At 33.4% G+C, this 20648-nt stretch carries 19 protein-coding genes; 4 read left to right on the top strand and 15 right to left on the bottom strand.

The window, feature by feature from the left end; translation table 11 throughout:
- Positions 1-2 precede the first annotated feature (2 nt).
- Positions 3-1250, bottom strand: a complete 1248-nt coding sequence (locus tag Q9Q97_RS21265; protein WP_306160824.1) for a TMEM143 family protein — start codon at positions 1248-1250, stop codon at positions 3-5.
- A 741-nt stretch (positions 1251-1991) separates the two neighbouring features.
- On the bottom strand, positions 1992-2456 hold the full coding sequence (locus Q9Q97_RS21260) for a hypothetical protein (RefSeq protein ID WP_306160822.1): 465 nt from the start codon (positions 2454-2456) through the stop codon (positions 1992-1994).
- 310 nt (positions 2457-2766) lie between these two features.
- Here Q9Q97_RS21260 and Q9Q97_RS21255 point away from each other — a divergent pair, with 310 nt between their 5' ends.
- The gene (locus tag Q9Q97_RS21255) at positions 2767-3183 is read left to right on the top strand and encodes a hypothetical protein (RefSeq protein WP_306160820.1); all 417 of its coding nucleotides are present in this window, start codon (positions 2767-2769) and stop codon (positions 3181-3183) included.
- Between the two features lie 234 nt (positions 3184-3417).
- The gene (locus tag Q9Q97_RS21250) at positions 3418-3699 is read left to right on the top strand and encodes a hypothetical protein (protein ID WP_306160818.1); all 282 of its coding nucleotides are present in this window, start codon (positions 3418-3420) and stop codon (positions 3697-3699) included.
- A gap of 105 nt (positions 3700-3804) precedes the next feature.
- On the opposite strand, the gene Q9Q97_RS21245 is transcribed toward Q9Q97_RS21250, so the two are convergent.
- The 4 genes from Q9Q97_RS21245 to Q9Q97_RS21230 all read right to left on the bottom strand — a co-directional run bounded on the left by Q9Q97_RS21245 (position 3805) and on the right by Q9Q97_RS21230 (position 8055).
- Positions 3805-4191 carry a hypothetical protein gene (locus tag Q9Q97_RS21245; protein WP_306160816.1) on the bottom strand — a complete coding sequence of 129 codons (387 nt, stop codon included), beginning with the start codon at positions 4189-4191 and terminating at the stop codon, positions 3805-3807.
- Positions 4192-4250: 59 nt separating this feature from the next.
- Entirely contained in the window at positions 4251-6041 is a 1791-nt protein-coding gene (locus tag Q9Q97_RS21240; protein WP_306160815.1) for a DUF6119 family protein, read from the bottom strand.
- 242 nt (positions 6042-6283) lie between these two features.
- Positions 6284-6997: a LytTR family DNA-binding domain-containing protein gene (locus tag Q9Q97_RS21235; RefSeq protein ID WP_306160813.1), complete on the bottom strand. Its 714-nt coding sequence runs from the start codon at positions 6995-6997 to the stop codon at positions 6284-6286.
- Positions 6973-8055, bottom strand: coding sequence for a sensor histidine kinase (locus Q9Q97_RS21230; RefSeq protein WP_306160812.1), 1083 nt, complete (start codon positions 8053-8055; stop codon positions 6973-6975). The genes Q9Q97_RS21235 and Q9Q97_RS21230 overlap by 25 nt, the downstream gene beginning before the upstream one ends.
- A 72-nt stretch (positions 8056-8127) precedes the next feature.
- Between Q9Q97_RS21230 and Q9Q97_RS21225 the strand changes: the two genes are divergently transcribed.
- Together Q9Q97_RS21225 and Q9Q97_RS21220 are read left to right on the top strand one after the other, a co-directional pair.
- Positions 8128-8373 carry a hypothetical protein gene (locus Q9Q97_RS21225; RefSeq protein WP_306160810.1) on the top strand — a complete coding sequence of 82 codons (246 nt, stop codon included), beginning with the start codon at positions 8128-8130 and terminating at the stop codon, positions 8371-8373.
- 245 nt (positions 8374-8618) lie between these two features.
- Complete coding sequence (locus tag Q9Q97_RS21220) at positions 8619-10148, top strand: SulP family inorganic anion transporter (RefSeq protein WP_306160808.1); 1530 nt, start codon at positions 8619-8621, stop codon at positions 10146-10148.
- Positions 10149-10499: 351 nt separating this feature from the next.
- On the opposite strand, the gene Q9Q97_RS21215 is transcribed toward Q9Q97_RS21220, so the two are convergent.
- The 9 genes from Q9Q97_RS21215 to miaB form a co-directional block, all read right to left on the bottom strand.
- Positions 10500-11696: an ectonucleotide pyrophosphatase/phosphodiesterase gene (locus tag Q9Q97_RS21215; protein WP_306160806.1), complete on the bottom strand. Its 1197-nt coding sequence runs from the start codon at positions 11694-11696 to the stop codon at positions 10500-10502.
- Between the two features lie 399 nt (positions 11697-12095).
- On the bottom strand, positions 12096-13727 hold the full coding sequence (groL, locus tag Q9Q97_RS21210) for a chaperonin GroEL (protein ID WP_177210785.1): 1632 nt from the start codon (positions 13725-13727) through the stop codon (positions 12096-12098).
- Between the two features lie 75 nt (positions 13728-13802).
- On the bottom strand, positions 13803-14078 hold the full coding sequence (gene groES, locus Q9Q97_RS21205) for a co-chaperone GroES (RefSeq protein ID WP_008467105.1): 276 nt from the start codon (positions 14076-14078) through the stop codon (positions 13803-13805).
- Positions 14079-14223: 145 nt separating this feature from the next.
- Positions 14224-14565 (bottom strand): preprotein translocase subunit SecG, encoded by a 342-nt coding sequence (gene secG, locus Q9Q97_RS21200; protein ID WP_306160804.1) that lies wholly within the window; start codon positions 14563-14565, stop codon positions 14224-14226.
- A 3-nt stretch (positions 14566-14568) separates the two neighbouring features.
- A complete protein-coding gene (locus tag Q9Q97_RS21195; protein WP_306160802.1) occupies positions 14569-16353 on the bottom strand; it encodes a tetratricopeptide repeat protein in 1785 nt (594 codons plus the stop codon).
- Between the two features lie 68 nt (positions 16354-16421).
- The gene (locus Q9Q97_RS21190; RefSeq protein ID WP_306160800.1) at positions 16422-16940 is read right to left on the bottom strand and encodes an LptE family protein; all 519 of its coding nucleotides are present in this window, start codon (positions 16938-16940) and stop codon (positions 16422-16424) included.
- A gap of 189 nt (positions 16941-17129) precedes the next feature.
- Positions 17130-18392, bottom strand: a complete 1263-nt coding sequence (locus tag Q9Q97_RS21185; RefSeq protein WP_306160798.1) for a sigma-54-dependent Fis family transcriptional regulator — start codon at positions 18390-18392, stop codon at positions 17130-17132.
- Positions 18393-18596: 204 nt separating this feature from the next.
- A complete protein-coding gene (locus Q9Q97_RS21180; protein ID WP_306160795.1) occupies positions 18597-18929 on the bottom strand; it encodes a GxxExxY protein in 333 nt (110 codons plus the stop codon).
- 42 nt (positions 18930-18971) lie between these two features.
- Positions 18972-20417 carry a tRNA (N6-isopentenyl adenosine(37)-C2)-methylthiotransferase MiaB gene (gene miaB / locus Q9Q97_RS21175; protein ID WP_306160793.1) on the bottom strand — a complete coding sequence of 482 codons (1446 nt, stop codon included), beginning with the start codon at positions 20415-20417 and terminating at the stop codon, positions 18972-18974.
- Positions 20418-20648 lie beyond the last annotated feature (231 nt).

Below are 20648 nucleotides of genomic sequence, written 5' to 3'. Positions count from 1 at the left end.
ATTTAATATTTTAAAGAATTGGCTTTCTGACTGTACTGAAAAACGTTGTCCCATAATTCGTCAATGGCAACAAGTGCGTCATCAAGCGGGACAACATTCCATTTTCCATCAGTTTCTGTTCCTAATCCAATGCTTTTTAGTTTTAATAAAGCATCGTTTACATCAAAATCCAAATCGGTATTTAATTTTGTTTTAAACCAAGATTCTATTTGATGGTCTAGCTCGTCGGCGGTTAAAGATTTTTCACTTTCGTGTAAAAAAGTATAAGCCAGAATGGTTTCTTTTAAAGCTTCTTCTTCAGAAGAATTTAGAAGAGAATAAAACGCACCACTGTTGTTTCCGACATTCTTAAAATACAAACTGTCTGAAAGCGTTTTAGAATAGCGAATTTTTTTGTTTATGAAATTATTGTACTGGCGAAAGCAGTACGCTCCTAAGATTCCCAACGCAATTAAACCTTGATTTAAGGAAGTTTTACTGTTTAATAAATCGATGGTTTCGCCAGTTTGATACGCTTCATACATATTAATCAAAGCCGGAATCACTTTGGCACTTAATAACGAAAGTCCACCAAAAACACCGGGAACCCAAAGCAATAATTTGTCTTTTAAAGACATTCTCGGAATGGCATTTGGAAAAACCGTTTCGAGATCGTTTTTAGGAACGCGCTTAAAAATTTTCAAAGCGATAGAACCTGGATCGATTGGCATTTTTCCTAATTTGACTTTCTTCTGCTTAAAATAATCGGCTTCGCTGTAATTCAGGTAAATCAGAACTCGGTCGTAATATTCAATCTCGACTTCTTTGGTCCAGAAAAAGTATTTTTTGACTTTTTCTTTTGCTTTATGATGCCCGCGCGCGTAAAGTTCGTAATCTTTAAAAGCATTAAAATCGATAGAAAGATGCAGTCCGACCAAATCAGATTCATGGAAGGCTTCGTTTAAAGCTTCTTGGTTGATTCTGTAATAATTGCCACGTTCTAAAACTTTCAGCAAAGTTTCCTTAAAAACAGGAAAATCGCTTTTATTGATAAACTGCTCGCGTTCTTTTTCGCTTAAATCTGGATCGTAGAGCGCGTAATGCTGTTTTAGATTTCGATTAAGATTAAAAGATTCGTAATGATAATAGTGTTCGATAATTTCGAACAGCTTCTTAAAATCAGTAACCTTTTTAGGATTCTCAGCAAAAGCAGCAATTTGCTGTTCCAGTAAAAATTCTTTGTTAAACGGAATATAATGTTCTCTAGTCATTTGGACTTTTATTTCGTGGCTTTTATGAGAAGCAAAAATACTCTTTGAAATTTGATTTTAGAAAAGTTTTTTTAACCGCTAAGCACGCAAAGTTCGCTAAGAATTTTTTATGCGAGGCTTGATCAAGCTGAAAAAGTTCGCAAAGCTTTGTGATAAAATAGTTTCCCGCAGATTTTGCAGATTAAGCAGATAAAAATAAAATCTGTTAGATCTGCTAAATCTGCGAGAGAAAAACTTTGCGAACTTTGCGTAATTCTTTGCGTGCTTAGCGGTTAGAGAAAATACAAAAGTTCGCAAAGCTTTGTGGTAAAATGGTTTCTCGCAGATTTTGCAGATTAAGCAGATAAAATAAAATCTGTTAGATCTGCTAAATCTGCGAGAGAAAACTTAGCGTTCTTAGCGGTTAGAAAAAATGTAAAAGTTCATTATCGACAAAGCTTTGCGAACTTAATATCTAGATATCGCTCGCGCTCCAAACAGAAATACCTTAGCGTGCTTTGCGTTAAAAAAAAGCGGTCAGACCATAAAAAAAAGTGAAATTTCCAATCGGTACCAGCGACTTGAAATTCCACTTTCTGTTCCAAAAAAAAGTGACAAAAAATTAAGAAGTTCTCAACAAGAAAACTTTTTAGAAACAAAAATTATTCACTACAATATTACCACTAAATAAAATGGTGGCTATAGGTGTTTTTACCTGTTTTTGTAGATGGCTGAAGAATTTTAGTAGTCGATTTGCAAATGCTATTGTAATACCGTTTTCTTTAATTCGATTACGCCTTGAATGTATTTTATTAATTCTTGCCTAGTTACAGCAAAAGAAGCTTTTTCGGCTTCGGACTCTAAGTACAAATTGGCAATACTTTCTGCATCTAGATTTTGAGTGAAGTGATGATGTTCAGCGTATTGTATAAGATGATCTACAAAAAGTTCGCGTTGCTTTCCTTTTTCAACAGTTTCGTGATCGCCTTCTTTTATTTTTTCGATTACAGATTCTGGCAAATCGATGGTGAGGTACATACAGTCGACAGCGACTTTAGAAAGCAATTCTTTGGGGACTCTTCCCGTTGCATCGCAATAGGCGCATGGTGCAGGAACCCATTTTAATTGTCGGTTTAAACGGCGAATATCATCCCAATCAACAAATCTTTTTCCAAGACATCTGGGGCATTTTATATTAGATCTTCTAAAGAAATTAAAAAGGGTCATTGGGTTTAATGGCTTAGTGGTTTGGTTAAGCGGCGAATTTAAATAATTAAGTAGGAAAAATTGCTTAGTTCGTCGTTTTTTTTAAGAAAAGAATTAACAAAATCGTGAATTTGGATAGTTTGAGAGAGGTCTAAACGTAGAAAAAATGGTTTCTGATAAACAAAATCTCTGATGACTAAAATGAAATATTTTTTGTTTATACTAAAATTTGATATGGATATTAAATAAGAATGTTCTTAAAAATATACAAAAAATCTCACTTTATTTCCTGTAAATTTGATAGAAATTTATTTAGAAAATTAATCTTGATATGGAATATATAAAAACTTCAAAGCTTCAAAACTTCATTCGAATATTTTTGGGATTGTTTATGATAACAGCTGCTATCGGACATTTTACTTTTCAGAGAACCGATTTTCAAGCGCAGGTTCCCAATTGGGTTCCTATGGACAAAGATTTGGTTGTGATACTTTCTGGCATTGTAGAAATTATTTTAGGTTTGGCAATGGTATTTTTAACCAAATACAAAGTGAAAGTTGGAATTGTTTTGGCACTATTTTACGTTTTAGTTTTCCCTGGAAATATAGCACAATACCTAAATGGAACTTCTGCTTTCGGACTCGACACCGATCAAGCGCGTTTAATACGATTGTTTTTTCAGCCTGTTTTAATTTTTCTGGCTTTATGGTCAACTGGGGCTATTGGTTATTTGAGAAAGAAAGTTTGACATTATAAATTGTAAGAAAATATCTTATTTTTTTATTCTTTGTACTGCTTTAATTTTGTACGTTTGCCAACGACAAAATACCGTTGGATAAAACTTAGAGACTTTTAAAAGTTTACATAAGCGGATCCCTCGCCATGATGAGTAGTTTAAACCGAAAGGCTAGTAAATCTATCCTTAATACGGGTATTTTGTCACATCTAAAGCGGGGGATTCGTGCGTTTAAATATTTTCGATATGACAAGAGAAAATCAAAAAACACACCGTGACGTGATGCGTTCAGTAGCCATTTTTATTTCAAATTTAAGTTTTGAAGGCGATTTTAAAAACCAACCAATGTATTTACAAGAAATCTTCGAGTTATTGCTCGATACCGAATTTGGAAACGATCGCATTTTAAGACAGAAAATGCTAAGTTGTCTGCAAACAAGCAGAGATTTAGTAAAGGTTTTATCTCAGTTTACAGATAAGCAAATTCAAAAAGCCTGTGATAATGTGACTATGGTTAAGGCTGTTTAGATTCTTAATTATTAAAAATTTAAGCTCCGTTTTATTGCGGAGCTTTTTGTTTTTATAAATTGAAAACTTATCCTTTGGCTGGCCCGTGCGGAGGAATCAAAAAGTTTATAAGAGGAATTTTGTCCAATAGATATCAATTTCAGAAGCAAAATCTGCAAAAACTATATTCTTGCCTACTTTATCATAGATGAATATGCTTTTTCTATAATCTCCTCTAAAAAGATTTTTTTCGGTAGAAATACAATAGTACCAAATACAGTTTATTCCATTGTAGGGTTTCATTTCCGATCTTTCAATTATTCTTATTAGATCGTTTGTTTTATTGTTTGCATAGTTTTTTAATATGATTTCTGATTCAGTTATTATAATTTTTGTTTCGTGTGTTCCATCTACAATATTAGATTCTTTCTTTATAAAAGAATGGGACTTTAATTCTTGTCCATTGGAAAAATTGTAAATGCATATTAAAAATATTGTAATAATTTTTTTCATTTGGATATATAGTTTTGCTAGCATTTAGTCGCAACATTAACGTATGGGATCAGAAGATTCTATTTTAATTGAGAAATATCAATTAGATGAATCTCAAAGTTTTTAAAAGCTCTAATTTCTTTTACAGTTTGAACTAATGAAAATTTAGCAATATTTGATTGACTCAATTCTATTTTTTCAATAGCATCTTTATCTTTATATGCTTTATTTCTATAGGCCATTACAAAATTTATTTTTAGCTCTTTATCTGCAATCTTTTTGTATAGTTCTATTCCATTTAGTTTTTTGTTTGGATTATAACTATTATAATATTCTATCGTCTTTAAAAAATAAGTACTTCCATTTATATTATTTAAATCATTCCACAGCCTTTGAGATGATAATGTAACTTGATTAGCCAAACTACGCATGTGAGTGTTAAAACCATCTTTTACATGTATAAAATAAACATCATCATCGTCCAGATATAATATGTCACATAATTCAATGTTTTCTTTAATCCTTTTATCAAAAATGAAGTGTTTATTGCTAGTATGTTCATTATTATAAAAATCTTCATCACCATTTTTCCATGGTTTTAATATGTTTTTTTTTAATTCATATAATTTATAATCGCTAATAGCTTCTTGTTGAATTTGTTGTAAAAAAAGATCGTCTAAATGAAACCATTGATTATCAACTCTAAAATATTTTTTAGAATTATGTGTGACTTCTGAGACAATATGATTATAGAAAGGATCGTAAGTAACTTCTTTATCATCAATCATTCCTATTATTGATAATTCAAATAATTTTTGCTGGATACTAAATCTATTATTTATATCTTCTGTGTTTTCAAAAATATATTTTGTGGCATTGTAATAAAGATTCGTTCTTCCAATAATTACAGAGTCATTTTGAACTCTCTTTTTATTAAAATGAAGTCTGTATTTATTACACTCATAAAATTTTTCAATTTTTTTATAATTAACAATTTCAATAATATCTGAATTTAAGCTACTTAATCTATCTGGAGTGTTATGTAATATTACATCATCTACAATTTTTCCTTTTAAAATATTATCCAAATCGGTTAGAAGATTTGCATCTTTGATTCTGTTGAATAAGCTTAATTGAGTATAATTAGTTTTATCTTGCGAAATCGTGTAAATATCTGTAATTAATAGCTTTAATTCTTCGAAGTTCAATTTTTTTCTCAAACTAAAATATGATCCGATTTCCATTAATGAACTATCATTTGTTAGATTATATTTTTTAAATATTCCTTTTTTTAAATCATCTCTAATTACAATTTTTAGTTTTTTTGGAATTTCAGAATATACAAGAGAATCCTTTATAGATTGAAAATTATTATAAGTATTTGATCTTTGAGATAAATTTCCTGTTACGCCTCTAGTGTTTACAACTATTGAAATATCATCATTAGGGCTTGCAAAGTGTTGATAGAACTCTAAACCGAAATAATCATCTATATATTTTTTTATTACATTAATTCCGCTCCCACCAATAACACAGTAAATATCAGACTTGTAAATTATAAATAAGACAAAAGAAAATTCTACTAAATCAAAATTTTGATCTTTAATCAATTCGTCTGGTAAAAATAGTTTCCAATAATTTTGATCCTTTAATTGATTATAACAATATGTATAAAATATAAAATCGTCATCTTCGAATTTTTCTAAATTAGGTTTAACTAATGACAAGTCTTCATTATTGGCGTGTATATGTTTTTTATGGTTTTCTCTAATAATTTCTATTATTTCCTCATTGAATTTATTTTTAAAATCAAAATAAAGTTTGTTGATTTTGAATATTTTAAGGTTGAATTTTATGTTTTTTAAGCTCATTTTTTTTGTTTTATTTGTAAACAAAGATGAATAATAAAAAGTATTCGGATTTACGGAAATCCATAATCCAACAAATTTATTTCCAAACAATTATACCAATAAATAAAAACTCAACACCAAGTATTTCTACGCATTTTGCAAACCATCAAAAAACAAAAAAGCCCAACTTAAAAAGTTGAGCTTTCCAAAAATTATCTAATTATCTAATTGACAAATTATCTCAATTAGACAAATAATCTCAATTACCGAACAGGTAAATTATTTAATAAAATCTGATATTTCCTTCCCACAGGAATCATTTCGTTATTGCACATCGTTAATGTTTTTGAAGTGACACTTGCTATTTTTTCTGTATTTACAATATACGAACGATGTACTTGAACGAAATTTGCAGAATCAATTTCTGAGGTAATACTCGAGAGCGAACCGTAAATAATATGCGGTAAATTGAGTTTGGTGCTGTACAGTTTCATGTAGTTGCCAAGGCTTTCGATATAGAGAATATCGCAAAGAGGCATATCTATATTTTGTCCGTTTAAGCGGTACGAAAAGATTTTAGCGTTGGTTGGAGTTTCTTTTTTCAGACTGTTTCCAGAAAAATAGGTTTTGGCTTTTTCTATCGCTTTGGCAAATTTATCGGGAGAAATCGGTTTTAAAAGATAATCGATCGCATCATTTTGATAAGCCGAAAGCGCATAATCAGAATAAGCGGTTGTGACAATCGTGAGCGGTCGGTTGGGCTGAAGTTCCATTAATTCTACACCCGAAATTACGGGCATATTAATGTCGAGAAAAATAATATCGTATTGGTTTTCGTTGAGCAATTTTATGGCTTCCATACCATTAAAAGCACTGCCAGAATGTTCTAGTTCGTCAAATTTGGAGATATGCGAAATCAGGGCTTTATGCGCCGGCGATTCGTCATCAATTATCAGACAGCGGTAGGTAAGTGCCATATACTCAGTTTTACGATAAACATTTTTTTTTCTTTTTTACAGCTCAAGCTATGTCTTAAACCGTACACTTCCAAACGTCTTTTTAGGTTTTCAATTCCGATTCCTGTGCTCGAAAGCCTTGATTCTGTATCGAGGCAATTGTTTTTTAAAGTAAAGCACAAACTTCGGCAACTTACTTTCAAATCCAGATTAATAAAAGGTTCAGTTGTCTCGGCAGAAAACTTTACCGCATTTTCTACCAAAGGCAAAAAGAACAAAGGCGGAATCTCAATTTGTTCGTGAACGCCTTCAATATTTTGTGTTACGTTCAGTCTTTCATTTCTAAAGGTGTAATATTCAATATATTTTTTGATAAACGCAATTTCTTCCTGCATTAAAACATAATCTTTTTTAGAAGCTTCAATCTGATAACGCAACATATCCGAAAGATTCAAAATTCGGTCGGGAACTTTGTCGGGTTCAGCCAAAGCTTCTCCGTAAAGGTTGTTCATAGCATTCAATAAAAAATGCGGATTCAGCTGCTGTTTTAAAAACGAAAGTTCAGATTTAAAATTCATAATATCTTTATCAACCTGACTCATTTTTTTGGTGATAACGATATGCAGAAAATAAAAGAAACAGCCGTTTATGATAAGCGATACAATTTGAAGGGTTTTTAAATTTCCTAATCCGACAAGCGGGAAAAACCAATTCATAAAAAAGTAAAAACCAGTCCAATAGATCGCGAGAAGCGTAAAAAAGATTTTAAACTTTTTATGAAATAAAAACGGATTGATAATGCAGATGTTGAAAACCGTAATCCAGACAATACAAGGAAAATAGCCAACAGCAATTTTGCTGAGAATATAAGACCAGCTGTGCCCTTCGAGTTTTATTTCGTCATAAATACAGGCCAAAATGACCAAATAAACTAGTGTATTTACAATTAAGTTTCGTAGAAAAAAATTCTGGTAGATTTTTGCAATTGTCATAGCGGCAAAAATAATATAATCGCATAGTTTGTAAGCATTTATCAAGAATAATTTATACCAACGCCATTCGTATAAATCATACGCCATTGGTATAAAAGTACTGTTATAATAGTGGTTTGTGATTTATTTTTGAACTAGCTTTTTAATAAAATAATAAAAATGTACCAGTTTAAAGAATTACAAGAAGCAGAGAGGATTGTGGAAATTTTTAAAACAAATATCCAGAAAGAATCGGATCGAGATTATGTTATAGCGGTTATGCAAAATCAGTTTCCTGAGTATCAAATTAATTTTGATCTGGAAGACTGCGATAAAATATTAAGAGTTGAAGGTGTTGATTTGCAATATGATACTGTTATGAATAAGGTCTGCGGTTTAGGTTATACTTGCGAACGCTTGGAATAATTTTATGCCTTTTGGTTTAAATCAGGTGTAAATACGCTACCGTATTTGTATTATTTGTAAGTATTTTGTGTAATATTGTAACTTCAAAACTAAAAACAGAAATGATAGATTTCATTCTTTCCATTATTCTTCTTCTTCTCGAACAGTTAAGCTAAACAGCTGTTTATTCCTTTAGAGGTTTCTTCCGCTTTTTATCATATAAAAGGTTTGTTCTTTTTTGCGTATTATTTTTCTAATTTTGCGCCATGAAAAAAAAGTTCCAACTCTTCGATTTTAGCCAAAAAGTCAATTATAAAAACGAAATTTTAGCAGGTTTAACTGTGGCAATGACCATGATTCCAGAATCGCTGTCGTTTGCTATTTTAGCAGGATTCCCGCCTTTGGTTGGATTGTATGCCGCTTTTATCGCCGGATTGGTTACGGCTATTTTTGGAGGAAGACCTGGAATGATTTCTGGTGGGGCAGGCGCAACGGTGATTGTTTTAATTGCCCTGATGAAGTCGCACGGAATAGAATATGTTTTTGCTGCCGTCGCACTTGGCGGTGTTGTCCAGATCTGCATCGGACTTTTTAAACTGGGTAAATTTATTAGACTTGTTCCACAGCCCGTTATGTTCGGTTTTGTAAACGGTTTGGCAGTTGTGATTTTTATGTCGCAATTGGAGCAGTTTAAAACAATTGTAAATGGTCAGGTTTCTTGGCTTCAGGGAACTCCGTTATACATTATGTTAGGATTGGTCGCTTTAACTATTGCGATCGTTTTAATTTTCCCAAAGATTACAAAAGCCGTTCCCGCTTCTTTGGTTGCTATTATGGTGGTTTTTGCTTTGGTAATTGTTTTTAATATCGAAACCAAAACGGTTGAAGATATCGCTTCGGTTCAAGGCGGATTTCCTCCATTTCATATTCCAAATATTCCATTTTCTTTCGAAACTTTTAAAATCATATTTCCGTATTCGGTAATTGTTGCTGCGGTTGGTTTGACTGAAGGTTTGCTTACGCTAAATCTAGTCGACGAAATCACAGGAACACGTGGAAACAGTAACAGAGAATGTATTGCACAAGGAAGTTCGAATATTTTAAATGGCTTTTTCTACGGAATGGGTGGCTGTCCAATGATTGCACAGACTTTAGTAAATCTGGGAGCGGGTTCTAGAGCTAGACTTGCCGGAATTATTGGTGCTTTAACGATTTTGATGATTATTCTTTTTGGAGCTCCTGTAATTGGAAAATTGCCAATGGCAGCTTTGGTTGGTGTAATGATGATGGTGGCGATAACAACTTTTGAATGGGCAAGTTTCAGGATTATTAATAAAATGCCACGACATGATATTTTTGTTGGTATTCTAGTCGCTTTAGTTACAATTGTATTGCATAATCTGGCTTTGGCAGTTTTAATTGGTGTAATTATCTCAGCTTTGGTTTTTGCTTGGGAAAGTGCCAAAAGAATTCGCGCAAGACATTACATCGACGAAAACGGAATAAAGCATTATGAAATTTTTGGACCATTATTCTTTGGTTCAACGACTACTTTTATGGAGAAATTTGATATTCATAACGATCCGAATCATATTATAATCGATTTTAAAGAAAGCCGTATTTCTGATATGTCAGCCATAGAAGCTTTAAATAATCTGACGAAAAAATACAATGAGCTTAATAAAAAAGTGGAGCTAAAACATTTAAGCGAAGACTGCAGGCAATTGCTGAAAAATGCTGATGCGGTTATTAAAGTAAATGTGATTGAAGATCCGACTTACAAAGTGGTTTCTTAAATTAATTAGATAATTTGAAAATGTGTCAATTAGATAATACACCATGTATATCTGTAGAGACGCACCGTAGTGCGTCTAACGCAACGTAACCCCAATATTGATATACACAACGTGTACGCATAAATAAACCCGACAGGTTTTTAAAACCTGTCGGGTTTATTGTTTTATATTTTTTGTCAGGCTGAGCGGAGTCGAAGCCCATGTGCCAATTGGAGCGCCCTTCGACTTCGCTCAGGGTGACATAGCATTTCGTTTCTTCTGTGCGGTTACGTTGCGTAGACGCACTGCAGTGCGTCTCTACAGATATGCTTTATGAAAATTATCTAATTATCAAATTGCCACATTATCTAATTATCTCAGCATTGCCTCAACATCACTCAATTTGCCATCGATCTCACCAATTTGAAGACCAAGAATATGAGCTATTAAAGGATAAACAGAAACATTCTGAAATATTTTTACTCTTTTATTTACTTTAAATGCAGGGCCTTTTGCGTAAAAAATAGCGTGCATATCTTTTTCGTTATTATCGTATCCGTGAGTTCCGCCTTTTATATGAGTGCTTTCTTTGGTGACTAAACTCCATCCTTTTTCTGCTTCAATAACAAAATCATGTACACGCGGATTCGTTCCGTAATGCAATCTTTTTGGAACTTCTGTAGATTTCCAGAATTTGATATGCTGTACTTTTTTTAAAGCATTAGCAATCGAATCCTGATAGCCCGCTTTTGCCTGTAAACTCATAATCGGATTAATTACATCTTTGTAACCTAGCCATTCAGGTTTCAAATAGTCTAAAACGGCTACTTTTTTATCATTGCTAATATTTGCCATTCCGTGATCTGAAACGATGATTAAATTGATTTGTTTTCCGATAGGCAATTGATATAATCTTCTCGATATTTCGCCCATTATAGAATCCATTTTGATTACCGTCTTTTTAGTTTCAGGAGAAAGCGGACCAAAATTATGACCTGTATGATCGGGTTCGTCAAAATATAACGTAACCAAATGGGGTCTTTGTTTTTCTGGGAGTTGCAGCCATTTCATAACCGTATCAATTCTCGCTCCGTATGGAATTTTACCATCATAATTTTTGAAATAACTCGGATTTCTTTTGTCAATATCAGAACCAGGCCAAAAGAAAGAAGCTGTTTTTACACCTTGTTCTTCAGCTAGATTCCAAATCGGATTTCCTCCATAAAATCTAGAATCGTTTTTTGCCTTGCTTGATAAGGAGAAAGATTCGTTTAAAGAAGCATCATAAAAAACATTATTGATGATTCCGTGATGATCTGGATAAAGTCCCGTTACAATCGAATAATGATTTGGAAAAGTTTTACTAGGGTAAGACGGTTTCATCGATTTGGCATGAACACCTTCTTTTTCAATCTGCTTTAAATTCGGAAGGTCGAATTGCTTGCCATAATCCCAACGAAAACCATCCATTGAAATTAAAACAACATAATTGTCTTTATTTTGAGCTTGTAAAATGAAAGAAAATATGAAGAAGATAAAGGAAAGGAGTGGAGTGAAATGTTTTTTCATTTTAAAAATTTATTGCTTTGCAAAGTTATCCATTATAGATTTTTTAAAGAAAAAGGGAATGTTAAATAAAAAAGTTAGCCACGAATTGCTTCGCCTGTTCGCTGTCGCTCGAGTCACGAATTATTTTTTCAAATCTTTGTGTTTAAAAATAGTTGTCATTAATTGCACAAATGCTTTAAGTGAAAAAATTTGCCGCAGATAAAAGAGATTCTCACAGATTAGAAAAAATAATTTGCGCAAATTTGTGTAATTTGTGGTAAAAAAAAACCTTTTAATCTGTGTAATCTGTGGCAAATAAAAATATACATATAGATTAGAAAAAAATAATTCGTGAATTTGTGGCTAAAAAAAAGCGCCAGATAAAAATCCAGCGCTTTTAAGTTTTAAGAAGAGAACGAATTACATCATTCCTGGCATACCGCCACCCATTGGCATTCCGCCTCCGGCATTTTCTTCTTTAATATCAATTAATGCACATTCTGTAGTTAAGATCATTCCAGAAACAGATGCAGCATTTTCAAGAGCCACACGAGTTACTTTTTTAGGATCGATAATTCCTGCAGTAAGCATATCTACATATTCGTCAGTTTTTGCATTGTATCCAAAATCACCTGAACCTTCAGAAACTTTAGCCACAACCACAGAACCTTCAAGACCAGCGTTTTCAACGATAGTTCTTAACGGAGATTCAACAGCACGAGAAACGATTTGGATTCCTGTAGCCTCGTCAGCGTTATCTGCTTTTAAGTCAGCTAAAGCAAGTTTAGCTCTTAATAGCGCCACACCACCACCAGCAACGATTCCTTCTTCTACAGCAGCACGAGTTGCGTGAAGAGCATCATCTACTCTGTCTTTTTTCTCTTTCATTTCAACTTCAGAAGCAGCACCAACGTAAAGAACTGCAACACCTCCAGCTAATTTAGCTAGACGCTCTTGTAATTTTTCTTTATCGTAATCAGATGTAGTAGTTTCCATCTGACCTTTAATTTGGTTCACACGGTTTTTGATGATATCTGCCTCACCAGCACCACTTACGATAGTTGTATTGTCTTTATCGATAGAAACTCTTTTTGCGTTTCCTAACATTTCGATAGTTGTATTTTCTAAAGTATAACCTCTTTCTTCAGAAATTACAGTTCCGCCAGTTAAGATTGCGATATCTTCTAACATAGCTTTTCTTCTGTCTCCGAAACCTGGAGCTTTTACAGCAGCAATTTTAAGAGCACCTCTTAATTTGTTTACTACTAATGTAGAAAGCGCTTCACCATCAACATCTTCAGCGATAATCAATAATGGTTTTCCTGATTGAGCAACTGGCTCTAAAACTGGAAGTAATTCTTTAAGAGAAGAAACTTTTTTGTCGTATAATAAGATGTATGGAGAGTCTAATTCAACTTCCATTTTCTCTGGATTTGTTACGAAGTAAGGAGAAAGATATCCTCTGTCAAACTGCATACCTTCAACAACGTCAACGAAAGTGTCAGTTCCTTTAGCTTCTTCAACAGTGATAACACCTTCTTTTCCAACTTTAGCGAAAGCTGTAGCGATTAATTCACCAATAACTTCGTCGTTGTTAGCAGAGATAGAAGCAATTTGTTTGATTTTGTCTGAGTCACTTCCAACCACTTTAGCTTGTTTAGCTAAGTCAGCCACGATAGTTTCAACAGCTTTGTCGATACCACGTTTCAAGTCCATTGGATTTGCTCCAGCAGCAACGTTTTTCAAACCTTCTTTTACGATAGCTTGAGCTAAAACTGTAGCCGTTGTAGTACCGTCTCCAGCTAAATCATTGGTTTTAGAAGCAACTTCTTTTACCATTTGCGCACCCATATTTTCTAATGCGTCTTTTAATTCGATTTCTTTTGCAACAGAAACACCATCTTTAGTAACCGTTGGTCCACCAAATGATTTTCCGATAATTACGTTACGACCTTTTGGTCCAAGAGTTACTTTTACAGCATTTGCTAATGCATCAACACCACGTTTTAAACCGTCACGTGCTTCAATATCAAATTTTATATCTTTTGCCATTTTAATTTTTGTTTAAAGTTTGATTTGTTTCAAGTTAAAGGAAGTTTTTAATCTCCGTACTTAATACAATATTTTTTAGATAATCGCTAAAATATCATCCTCGCGCATGATTAAATAATCAGTGCCTTCCAGTTTTAATTCTGTTCCTGCGTATTTGCCATAAAGAACAGTGTCTCCAACTTTTACAGTCATTGTATGATCTTTAGTTCCGTTTCCTACTGCAACTACAGTTCCTTTTTGTGGTTTCTCTTTGGCAGTATCTGGAATAAAAATACCTGAGGCAGTTTTAGTTTCAGCTGCAACAGGCTCAATAAGTACGCGGTCTGAAAGCGGTTTAATGTTTAAAGCCATGATTTTATATTATTATAAGTTATACGTTTTTTTTCTTGTTCTATAAACTTTCAGAAACTATGCCATGCTACAAAAACTGACATTATTTCTTAAAAAAAATGCCAGCTTTGACAGGCTGGCATTAGATTTTTATATCGAGCTAAAATTATTTAGTCGCTGGTGCTGCTGGAGCAGGAGTAGTTCCTTGTGCTGGAGCTGCAGGTGCATTTACAGGAGCTTCAGTTTTGTCAATGATTTTAGATTCAGTATCGCTTAAAGATCCAGAGAAGCTTAAGCTTGAAAGTAAAATTAGCACAATTAAAACAGTAGCCAAAGTCCAAGTACTTTTATCTAAAAAGTCAGTTGTTTTTTGTACTCCACCTAACATCTGCGTTCCGCTGATAGTAGAAGACAATCCGCCTCCTTTAGGGTTTTGTACCATGATAACTACGATCAATAGAAAACAAACTATTGTAATTAAAACTAAAAAAATTGAAAATGTGCTCATTACTTAATTATTGTTATTGTTATTTTGTTGTAAAATCTTTATATCCGATATGCGGTCTGCAAAGAAAGTAATTTTTTCTGGATATTTCAAAATTAATATTTCATATGCCTGAATTGCTTTTGTATATTTCTTTTGTTCCAGATAAACTCTAGCCAAAGTCTCGGTCATTAGGTATGAATTGTCTTCAGAATTGCTTTCAATTTGTACCGCTGGAGCATTGCTGTTAGGTTTTATTGGAGAAATTTTCGGGTTGGTTTCGATAAATTTATCGATAATTTCGGCCTTTTTTTGTCTTTCTTCTTCCTGTTTTGCTTTTTCAGCAGCTTCTTTTTCTGCTCTTTCCTCTGGCGAAAGATCATTTGAACGGTCAATAGGTTCTGTTCTAGATAATTGCAGCCATTCTTGGAATGAATGTTTTTCATTTAAAGAAAAATCCAAAGGTTTTCCAATTTCTAAATGTTCAGCAGCTGTTCTAGCAGGTTCATTTTCTTCTTCTTCCTCGATTATTTCTTCAATCGGTTCTTCATTTTCCTCTTGAATTTCTTGAATTTCTTCTTCTTCATCCTCAGTTTCAACTGCAGCTTCTTCAATCGCTACTTTTGGTTCTTCAGGAGCTTTTGTTTCAGATTCTCTAATAGAAGAAAGAATAGATCGTTCAACAGTATTCATTTTGAATTCAGGAATAATCATTTCTTCAATAACACTGTCATCTTCCTCTTCTTCAGCCGAATTTAAAACAGGCTCTTCTATAATAGGATCCGCTTTTGCTTCTTCTGTTTTTTCAGATTGTTCAGCAGTTGCAGCTTCAGCTTCTTTAATAGAACTTAAAATAGAGTTTTCGACGCGCTCATTTTTAGGTTCTTCAATTTTTATAGGCTCTGGTACAGAAGGTGTTTCAGAAACTTTGATAGAACTTAAAATAGAATTTTCTATACGATCAATTTTAGGCTCTTCAATTGGTGTAGATTCTGTCAACGGAGCTGTTTCTGTTTCCTCGACTTCCTCTACAATATTGTGTTCAATAGAATCCGTTTTCTGTCCTGCTTCTTCTATGGCAGGTTTTTCAAAAGTTACCGATTGCGCTTCTTTTATGGCTTTAAAAATAGATAAATCTATTTCTGGAAGCGGTTTAAGCTCTTCTTCTTTTATTGCAGGTTTCTCAAAAGTTATTGTCTGAGCTTCTTTTATTGCCAAGAATATAGACGGATCTATTTCTGGCATTTTTCTAGGCTCTTCGGCAATTACCGGTTCTTCCGTTTTTATCGGTTCTTCAACTTTTACCGATTCATCAGCTTTTGCAACTTCTTCAACTTTTATAGATTCTTCAGTTTTTACAGATTCTTCAGTTATTACAGATTCTGCAATTGAAGGTTTTTCAATAGGAGATATTTGAACTTCTTTGATTGGCTCTGAAATAGGCTGTTCTTCAATGTCAGCTTTTATTTCAATAGCTTTCTGAATTTGTTCTGGCGAAATTATTTCGCTGTCAAAAACAGTAATCTCCAAAAGATCTCTCAGTTTTTGTTCGTAGAAATCATTCTGAATAGAAGTAAAAGCCTCAGAAGTTATAAAATCAAATAAAACAGAACGGTCAGAAGTATACGCAGCCGTAACCTTCAAAGCATAATTATACTTAAAACTGTTTTGGTTATAAAGTCCCTTTAGTCGCAATGCGCGTGCACTTTGAAAATACGGAAATTCATTCAAAACACTGCCTAATGCATCCGCTTGCTTTTCTGTAATAGCATCGGGTTTGTTCATTAAGTAGGTATAATCGCTAACGTTCATTTTTTGGTTTTAATTGTTTTAATTATTTATTAATAGTTTGTTTTACTTGTTTATTTAAGCAAGCAAACTTACCATTTAGCCAATGATTCATTAAAGATATCTTGGGTAATTCTTTCAAAAATAACCCTTATAGCTTCGCTCAAAACTGATCCAGTCGGTAATTCTTGTCCTGGAAAGTCATAATAAAACTCAAATGATTTTTCAAAATCATCAGTTTCTTTCTTTTTATTTGCGAATCTTACCTGAACACGAATTGACAAACGGTTTTGTGCCGCTCCCGCAGTTCCGTCTGTTGATACAGCCGTTGCAGTCATTGGAGTAATGCGGTAGTCTGTAATTTCACCTTCGTAAGTTAATTCGCCTCCAGTGCTTACCAAGTTTAAATTGGTCTGGTTCATGATCAAATCTTGTAAAGTCAAGGTGAAAGTTCTGTCGATTCCAGGCTCAACTAGATCTGCATTATTCTGAAAGAAGTTAACTTGAAATGTTTTAGCATCGATTGGTTTTGCTCCTGTAAAGTTGTAAACTCCACAGCCACTCAACATAAAAAGGCTTAATAAGGCGAAAAGAGAATATATTTTTTTCATAATTTTTTTAGTCAAATTCCAATGTTCACCATTATAGTGAAATATCAAATTCCAAATTTCGCCAAATATACTAATTTGGACTCGAGCGATAGCGAACAGGCGAAGCAATTTGGAATTTATTTTTGGAGTTTATTATATTTTGAAGATCCAATCTTAGAATTTGGAATTTAAAAGATTGGAATTTGTTTTTTAAAGGTCGAATTGTTTGATTTTACGGTATAAAGTTCTTTCAGAAATTCCTAATTCGTCTGCTGCAGCCTTACGTTTTCCTTTGTTTTTCTCTAATGATTTTTTGATCATTTCGATTTCTTTCTGTTCCAAACGTAAAATTTCCTCTTCTTCGATTGTTTCTGCATCTAGATAATTATTGTTATCTTGTATACGATAATTGTCTTCACGAACAGCAGGTGTTGCCATAACAGCAGTTCTAGGCTCTTCTTCAAAATCTATTTCGCTGTCATTTTGCTGATTTCCGTATATTTTCTGAATTAGATTCGGATTAATATCCTGTACTTTTGAACTTCCGTTTTTCATTAATTCCAAAGTCAGTTTTTTCAAATCGTTCAGATCGCTTCTCATATCAAAAAGCACTTTATACAAAATATCTCTTTCCGTACTAAAATCGCTTTCTTTTTTGCTGTCGCTAATAACTGAAGGCAGATTACTTCCTTCGGCTGGCAAATACGATTGTAAAGTAGCAAGGGTGATATCACGATTGGTTTCTAAAACAGAAATTTGTTCCGCCACATTTCGAAGCTGACGAATGTTTCCGCTCCATCTGAATTTTTGCAAAAGCTGCACTGCATCGTCATCCAGTCTTAAAGGCGGCATTTTATATTTATGAGCAAAATCCGCAACAAATTTTCTAAACAATAAATGAATATCATCATTTCTTTCGCGCAAAGGTGGTAGCGTGATTTCGACCGTACTTAAACGATAGTACAAATCTTCACGGAATTTCCCTTTTTCAATTGCATTAAATAAATTCACATTGGTTGCAGCCACAATACGAACGTTTGTTTTTTGAACCTGAGACGAACCTACTTTAATAAATTCACCGTTTTCAAGTACACGTAACAAACGAACTTGAGTTGTTAGAGGTAATTCTCCAACTTCATCAAGAAAAATTGTTCCGCCGTCGGCTACTTCAAAATAACCTTCACGCGTGCTTGTTGCGCCTGTAAAAGCGCCTTTTTCGTGTCCAAAAAGTTCACTGTCAATTGTTCCCTCAGGAATTGCACCGCAGTTTACGGCAATATATTTACCATGCTTTCTGTGCGAAAGCGAATGTATAATTCTTGGAATATTTTCTTTACCAACACCACTTTCCCCAGTCACCATAACCGAAATATCAGTAGGAGCAACCTGAATGGCTTTTTCGATGGCACGATTTAATTTCGGATCATTTCCGATAATCTCAAATCGCTGTTTTATTGCTTGAACTGTTTCCATATGTTTTGTTTCAAGTTTTGTTTGTTTTAGGTTTTTCTATGCCTAAAACTTTGGCTTATATTTTTTTCTTTTGCCACTGATTTTTCTAATGAAAAAAAGATTGTATTAAATTAACCACAAATTACACAAATTATCGCAAATTTTGTTTTATGAATTTATTAATCGTTTATGGATTAATGATTTGTTTTGAAAATTTGCAATAATTCAAACTGGAGTATCTGCCAGTTTCATATAATTTAAGGTCTGTGCAAGATGATCATTACAAATTTCCTTTACAGATTTCACTTCCAAGATTATGTCATCATAAACTATGAAATCGGCATAAAATTTATGAGGCAGTATAACCCCTTTGTATTCAATTGCAAATTCCTTTTCTCTTTGGTACGGAATCCCATGATTTTTGAATTCAATTTCTAAAGCATCTTTGTATACAATTTCAAGTAAACCAGGACCTAATAATCTATGTACTTCCATACAGATGCCTACAATTTTGTAGTTCTCATCTTTTTTATAATAATATTCGGCAACGTTATTCATGAAGCATTAATTTGTGAAAATTTGTGAAATTTGCGGTTAAACCTAATTCATTTCAGAATATCCCACAGCTTCACCTTTTAAAGTTCCACTAGTACAGCTTGTGATTTTTACGTTTACGAAATCTCCAATTTTATAATTCTCTTTCGGGAAAACCACCGTAATACTTTGAGAGTTTCTTCCAGAGAATTCGTCTTTTGATTTTTTAGAAACTTTCTCCACTAAAACTTCAACCGTTTTTCCAACAAATTCCTCGCTTCTAAACCAAGCATGTTTTTGCTGTAGATCCACAATTTCCTGTAACCTTCTCGCTTTAGTTTCTTCTTCGACATCATCTTCCATTTTTCTTCCAGCCAAAGTCCCAGGACGCTCAGAATACGAATACATATAACCGAAATTATATTTTACATATTCCATTAAACTCATTGTATCTTGGTGATCTTCTTCAGTTTCTGTTGGAAAACCAGCAATCATATCTTGCGAAATCGAAGCATCTGGAACAATCGCTCTAATTTTATCAATCAAAGCCATATATTCTTCACGAGAATGCAGACGATTCATTTCTTTCAAAATTCGGTTACTTCCAGACTGAACTGGTAAGTGAATATGTTTACAGATATTCGGATATTTAGCAATAACATGTAAAATGCTTTCGTGCATGTCCTGCGGATTCGAAGTCGAAAATCGAATACGCATTTTAGGAAAACCAGCCGCAACCATTTCTAATAATTGATCAAAATCTACAGCCGTTGCTTTCTGCATTTCAGAAGCGTTTACAAAATCCTTTTTCAAACCGCCACCGTACCAAAGGTAACTGTCAACGTTCTGACCTAAAAGTGTAACTTCTTTATAGCCTTTATTCCATAAATCTTGAATCTCAGTCATAATACTTTGAGGTTCACGACTGCGCTCACGTCCGCGTGTAAAAGGAACAACGCAGAACGTACACATATTATCACATCCACGCGTAATCGATACCAATGCCGTGATTCCGTTACTCATCAAACGAACAGGTGAAATATCTCCGTAAGTTTCTTCTTTTGATAAAATGACATTGATCGCGTCACGTCCTTCTTCAACTTCAGCCAATAAATTCGGAAGATCTTTATAAGCGTCTGGTCCCACAACAAGGTCAACAATCTTTTCTTCTTCCAAAAACTGACTTTTCAAACGCTCTGCCATACAGCCCAAAACGCCCACTTTCATTTTCGGATTCGTACGTTTTACCGCGTTGTATTTTTCCAGACGTTTACGAATAGTCTGTTCTGCTTTGTCACGGATAGAGCAAGTGTTTACCAAAACCAAATCGGCTTCCTCTAAAACCGAAGTTGTATTGTAACCGCCGTCAGATAAAATCGAAGCTACGACTTCACTGTCCGAAAAATTCATCGCACAGCCGTAACTTTCTATAAAGAGTTTTTTAGTATTCTCAGGTTTATTTTCCAAAACAAGACTTTCGCCCTGTTTACTTTCTTCAATAATCTTTTCCATTGTAAAAATTCAAAGTGCAAAGATAGGGCAAAAGCTATAAAATATGACAAGATGGCAGAAAAGAATTTTAGATTTCTGATTTTAGATTTTAGAATAGAAATTCCAATTTTTGAAATCCCAAATTCCAAAAAAAGAGCGCAGCGATTTTTTTGGAAAAATCTAAAATCTAAAATCTAAAATCTAAAATCTAAAATCTAAAATCTAAAATCTAAAATCTAAAATCTAAAATCT

Source organism: Flavobacterium sp. DG2-3 (assembly GCF_030730925.1).
Classification (GTDB): Bacteria; Bacteroidota; Bacteroidia; order Flavobacteriales; family Flavobacteriaceae; genus Flavobacterium.
The sequence above is the reverse complement of the archived record's forward strand: the minus strand, read 5'-3'. Positions and strand labels throughout refer to the sequence as shown.

Coding starts and splice junctions, on each gene's coding strand:
- Q9Q97_RS21265 (WP_306160824.1), bottom strand. CDS start 1,250: ATGACTAGAGAACATTATATTCCGTTTAACAAAGAATTTTTACTGGAA.
- Q9Q97_RS21260 (WP_306160822.1), bottom strand. CDS start 2,456: ATGACCCTTTTTAATTTCTTTAGAAGATCTAATATAAAATGCCCCAGA.
- Q9Q97_RS21255 (WP_306160820.1), top strand. CDS start 2,767: ATGGAATATATAAAAACTTCAAAGCTTCAAAACTTCATTCGAATATTT.
- Q9Q97_RS21250 (WP_306160818.1), top strand. CDS start 3,418: ATGACAAGAGAAAATCAAAAAACACACCGTGACGTGATGCGTTCAGTA.
- Q9Q97_RS21245 (WP_306160816.1), bottom strand. CDS start 4,191: ATGAAAAAAATTATTACAATATTTTTAATATGCATTTACAATTTTTCC.
- Q9Q97_RS21240 (WP_306160815.1), bottom strand. CDS start 6,041: ATGAGCTTAAAAAACATAAAATTCAACCTTAAAATATTCAAAATCAAC.
- Q9Q97_RS21235 (WP_306160813.1), bottom strand. CDS start 6,997: ATGGCACTTACCTACCGCTGTCTGATAATTGATGACGAATCGCCGGCG.
- Q9Q97_RS21230 (WP_306160812.1), bottom strand. CDS start 8,055: ATGGCGTATGATTTATACGAATGGCGTTGGTATAAATTATTCTTGATA.
- Q9Q97_RS21225 (WP_306160810.1), top strand. CDS start 8,128: ATGTACCAGTTTAAAGAATTACAAGAAGCAGAGAGGATTGTGGAAATT.
- Q9Q97_RS21220 (WP_306160808.1), top strand. CDS start 8,619: ATGAAAAAAAAGTTCCAACTCTTCGATTTTAGCCAAAAAGTCAATTAT.
- Q9Q97_RS21215 (WP_306160806.1), bottom strand. CDS start 11,696: ATGAAAAAACATTTCACTCCACTCCTTTCCTTTATCTTCTTCATATTT.
- groL (WP_177210785.1), bottom strand. CDS start 13,727: ATGGCAAAAGATATAAAATTTGATATTGAAGCACGTGACGGTTTAAAA.
- groES (WP_008467105.1), bottom strand. CDS start 14,078: ATGGCTTTAAACATTAAACCGCTTTCAGACCGCGTACTTATTGAGCCT.
- secG (WP_306160804.1), bottom strand. CDS start 14,565: ATGAGCACATTTTCAATTTTTTTAGTTTTAATTACAATAGTTTGTTTT.
- Q9Q97_RS21195 (WP_306160802.1), bottom strand. CDS start 16,353: ATGAACGTTAGCGATTATACCTACTTAATGAACAAACCCGATGCTATT.
- Q9Q97_RS21190 (WP_306160800.1), bottom strand. CDS start 16,940: ATGAAAAAAATATATTCTCTTTTCGCCTTATTAAGCCTTTTTATGTTG.
- Q9Q97_RS21185 (WP_306160798.1), bottom strand. CDS start 18,392: ATGGAAACAGTTCAAGCAATAAAACAGCGATTTGAGATTATCGGAAAT.
- Q9Q97_RS21180 (WP_306160795.1), bottom strand. CDS start 18,929: ATGAATAACGTTGCCGAATATTATTATAAAAAAGATGAGAACTACAAA.
- miaB (WP_306160793.1), bottom strand. CDS start 20,417: ATGGAAAAGATTATTGAAGAAAGTAAACAGGGCGAAAGTCTTGTTTTG.